At 44.9% G+C, this 4600-nt stretch carries 4 protein-coding genes; all 4 read right to left on the bottom strand.

Annotated features, from left to right (window positions below):
• A partial coding sequence (locus tag AB4653_RS22495) for a hypothetical protein (protein WP_372105377.1) occupies nt 1–561 on the bottom strand: 561 nt, incomplete at its 3' end.
• A 61-nt stretch (nt 562–622) separates the two neighbouring features.
• Nucleotides 623–2161, bottom strand: coding sequence for a sulfatase-like hydrolase/transferase (locus AB4653_RS22490; RefSeq protein ID WP_009845927.1), 1539 nt, complete (start codon nt 2159–2161; stop codon nt 623–625).
• Nucleotides 2162–2346: 185 nt separating this feature from the next.
• Entirely contained in the window at nt 2347–3243 is an 897-nt protein-coding gene (locus AB4653_RS22485) for a LysR family transcriptional regulator (protein ID WP_009845928.1), read from the bottom strand.
• Between the two features lie 17 nt (nt 3244–3260).
• The gene (locus tag AB4653_RS22480; RefSeq protein WP_102258287.1) at nt 3261–4412 is read right to left on the bottom strand and encodes an anaerobic sulfatase maturase; all 1152 of its coding nucleotides are present in this window, start codon (nt 4410–4412) and stop codon (nt 3261–3263) included.
• Between the last annotated feature and the right edge of the window lie 188 nt (nt 4413–4600).

Raw genomic sequence — 4600 nt, 5'->3', positions numbered from 1 at the left:
GTTCTCACCATCTAACCCGTAGGTGTATTGGGGGGCGAGTAGAAGATAAAATTGGTCAGCAAAATCGTACTTTAGATAGTTGATACTGCTGATGATTTGCGTGTCCTCAAACTTATTCTCCTCCTCCCACATTTGTCCGTACGTTATGGCGCTATAGAGTTTAAATTTGTCGCTTAACTTGAATGCTTGCATCACACCAATAGAGGCGTAGTTCGATGTTAGATCGTCGTTGGAGAAGTCGTGTCCAGCATCAACAAATAAGCCGGTGCCCGTTTTCTTATTGGGTGTGAAGAATCGTGCTCGATAGTTTTCAAAGTTGTTTTTGCCTTCCAGCTTACCCAACACACCCCAATCGCCACGATTCACGCCAAACTGGAAGGTAGCGCCAAGCCCTTTATTGCCCGCAATAATTTCACCTCCCGTATAAACAGCCATTGGATCAGCCATGTCACTGGCAGGTTCTTCTTGAGCGGAAACGGAAAATACAAAGGGGATAAGCGCAAAGATAGAGAGTGTAAAAGTGGAAAAGGTGCCCGTGAGCAGACGTAACGGTTTCTTCATATTATTGTCCGATAGTAAGGTGCGCTTGTTACAGCACACCTTGTATTAGTCGTATTTGGCGTTAGTCAGCAACCACTGATTTGTCTGCCATACCAATACCACCGGCTTTCTGTCTTGGTGGAAACGCTTTGAGTGACTTCTGATATTCCGCCGCTGATTTTTGTAGCTTTGGTAATACCCAAGACTTCTCTTTCATCCATAAGAACCAACCACGAGTATCAGGGCTACGCTCGTAAGGATCAGCCTTGATGTTGATGAGCATCCCTAGTGGCCACTCTTCAGGAGGCGCAATCCACTCCGTTTTGGTTTTTAGGTGCACTTTCCAATCATCCACTCGGAACGCATTCAAATCTTGCTCGTTGTAGAAGAAGAACTCATGACGTTGACTCGGTTCGCCTTTGGTCAACATATCCAACTGGTTATAACCATCCAAGTGAACTTGGTAACGCTCGCCATTTAACTCTTTTCCATCTAGCAGCTCTTGCTTAATGTCGCCTTCACCCACTGCAGCCATAATGGTTGGCACCCAGTCTTCAGAAGTCATGAAGCCATCGGTGTATTCACCTTGAGGGATTTTATCTGGCCAGCTGACCAGCATTGGTACACGGAAACCGCCATCCCACGTCGTGCCTTTTTGACCACGGAAAGAGGCAGAACCACCATCAGGCCAATGATCTAGGTTTACGCCGTTGTCTGAGGTAAACAAGATTATCGTGTTATCAATTTCACCAAGATCTTCTAACTTATCGAGTAATACACCGATCTGGTCATCAAGTTCAATCAAGCCATCGTAATACGTGTTGATTTGGCTCGCGCCTTGGTATTCCGGGCGCACGTGCGTTTTTTGGTGCATACGAGTCGGGTTGTACCACATGAAGTAAGGTTGTTCGTCTTTCTCTGCTTCATGTCTATCGAGCCAATTAGTAGCAAACTCCAAAAATTCGCCATCAACGGTTTGCATGCGTTTAGAGCCTAAAGGACCTTTATCTTCAATCGTTTGCTTTCCAACCACACCAAACCTTGGGTCTTCTTGCATGTCCACACTCTCGGTAGCGACAGTGTGAAGAACATTACGAGGGCGACCTCTGAAGTTAGGATCTGTTGGGAATTCCGGCTGTTCAGGCATCTCCATAACATTAAGGTGGTAAAGGAAACCGAAGAATTCATCAAAGCCGTGCACCGTTGGCAGGTGACTATTGTTATCGCCTAAGTGACTTTTACCAACATGCACGGTCGCATAGCCTTTGTCTTTCAACATTTCGGCTAGGGTTGGATCTTCTTTTTGAAGGCCAAGTGAAGAGCCCGGCTGACCGACAGACGTTAAGCCTGTTCGGAAAGGATATTGACCCGTGATAAAGGCAGATCGCCCCGCAGTAGAGCTGCCTTGTGCGTAGTAATCGCTGACCATCATGCCGCGTTCGGCAATTCGATCAATGTTCGGCGTATCCACCGCGCCTAAACCGCGGTGGTAGGCTGACAGATCTGTTGGGCTCACATCATCGAGCATGATGGCAACCACATTGGGTTGGCTCGCTGCATGTACGTTGACGCTCGCCAGTACCGAGAGCGCCAGAGCGGATTTAACAAAAGACTTATACATTTATAACCCTCATTCACTATGAGTAAATCGCTGAAGTCACAACGAAAATTGTGCATGTCTCAGCGAACCGTTGTTGAGGTAAATGGTATAAGAAAGACGCCAAAAATGGCTTGATAGCCACTATTACGATTATTAATAGTGGCCGTTAGAAAGGGGAGTTATTTAAAAGGAATAGTAGCGTGACACTAGGATTGAATAATCGACGTAATTTCTTTTTGAAGCCAATCCGTGAACGGGTTATTGCGGTTTGCTTGATGGGTAAACAGTGCCAATTCTCGACGATAGGTGTCTTTCAACAGTTCCGGCGGTAAGTCGATACAACGATAACAGTGATCAAGCAAATAGCGGCATTTCGACGATGTTATATAGATGAAGTCGCTGTCCTTAACGACTTCTAGCATCAAATTCATATTGTTACTTCTGAGCCCGATGTGTTTATCTAAGTCATATTTTTTGATCAACATTTCCGCCTTGGACGGCTGAATGTAACCAGGGATCATATTGATACAGAGTGGGTATTTCAGAATGTCCTCAAGGGAATTACCTTGAATTGGGTGGTCAGCTCTTAACACCAACATGAACTTATCAAAGCCAACTGGGCGCTCAGTAAGGGTTTTATTGACCTCCATGGGAAGATAGCTCACTCCCCAACACATTCGGTTGGTCTCTAGGGACTGGACGCCGTTTTCTAACCAAGGTGAACATTGAAACGTCACTTGCGGCGCTTCTTTGGTCAGCTTCTTGATTAATGGCACACCCACAGGGATCAACAGCGGGGAAGGCAACATGATTTGAACCTCCCCTCTTAAATCTTCCAACCCCCACTCATCATTGGGTATGTAAAGGTTATCTAACTGCTCTAATAGCAGAGGCAAGGTTTCGATAAGCTTTAAGCATTTTGGGGTGGGTTCAAGCCTTGCTTTATCTCGAACAAACAACTCATCATCAAATTGTTCTCTGAGTTTACGAAGCATGACACTGATCGTCGGCTGACTTACGTTCAAGGCTTTTGCTGCACTCACCGTTTGACGAGTTTCATTAAGCACCAAAATGAGTCGCAGTAAGTTTAGGTCTTTGGTCATGCCCTACTCCAAGTGATTTAGAAAAGTGGAAAGTACGCTGGCGAATACCCTTTTTTCATCGCTTCTACCATTGGCAATAATTTGGGTAATGCGTGACGAAAAAACATCTCATACCCTTGGCACAAATGATTCATCGGACTGCCGTCTTCGGTTGTTGCGATCCTGTTTTTAGGACAACCACCTTGGCAGAGTTCAACAAAATCACAACGTCGACAAGTGCTGTTTAACTCATCATATTTGTTGGTGCCAAACGCGATTTGTTCTGGTGAGCTCGCCATAGTTGCAAGCTTATCACTGTTCATGGTGCCCAATTGATGATCTTGATACCCATAATGGTCACAACTATAAACATTGCCGTCATGCTCAACCATTAATTGCTGCCCACAAGTCGCGCTGTGATGACACATTTGGCTTTGGTAGCCCATCAACACCATTAAACAGTTTTCAAAAAACTGGATATACACTTTGCCGACATCATTGGCGCTCCATGCATCAAACAAGTCGCAAAGAAATTGCCCCCACTGCTCGCCCGTTAACGACCAATCATGCCCTGTTCGTCTGTCTAACTCATGATCGATACAAGGTTGAAACTGCATGTAACCACTGCCATTTTCAACCAAAAACTGATAGATCGTTTTACCGTATTTGTAGGTTTTATTGTTCACGACCGTTAACGTATTAAAATCAACATTGTGCTTTTTAAGGTAAGACACCCCACGCATTGTGCGTTCAAAAGACGACTCGCCATTTTTATCGATCCGAGCGATGTCATTCAGAATATTGGGCCCATCGATACTGATGCCCATCATAAAATTGTGTTTAGCAAAGAAGCTCGCCCAGCGATCATTAATCATGGTTCCATTGGTCTGCATCGTATTCACGACGCGCTTTTTCGTTGCTTTGCTTGCCTGTGCTTTCATCGCCGTTTCATAGAAATCGAGCCCTCTTAACATAGGCTCGCCACCGTGCCAGATAAAATCCACTTGTTGATCTTTCATTGGCTGCGCGTCGATATGAGCACCGACAATTTGCTCCATCATGTCCAGAGACATTGACGATCTTTTATCGCCATCTTGTCTATTGAGATAATAGCAGTAGCTACAATCCAGATTGCACTGAGCCCCTTCTGCTTTAATGAATAAGCTAAAAGGATAAGTAGATGTGTTCATATCGATTCCCGTACTTTTTTGCCAACATATCAACCGAAAATCAATCAAACAATAGCGCCTCAGGCCCCCTACCTGCACATGTCGTCGAGTCGCTTCACCACTCCAAATTAATGTTAATTAAAACAAACACTTGAATGGCAAAAAGAGACTATTAACATCCTTAATATCGGCTATTACACTCCTTAATC

The organism is Vibrio sp. 10N.222.48.A3 (assembly GCF_041475345.1).
GTDB classification, from domain to species: domain Bacteria; phylum Pseudomonadota; class Gammaproteobacteria; order Enterobacterales; family Vibrionaceae; genus Vibrio; species Vibrio tasmaniensis_A.
The sequence above is the reverse complement of the archived record's forward strand: the minus strand, read 5'-3'. Positions and strand labels throughout refer to the sequence as shown.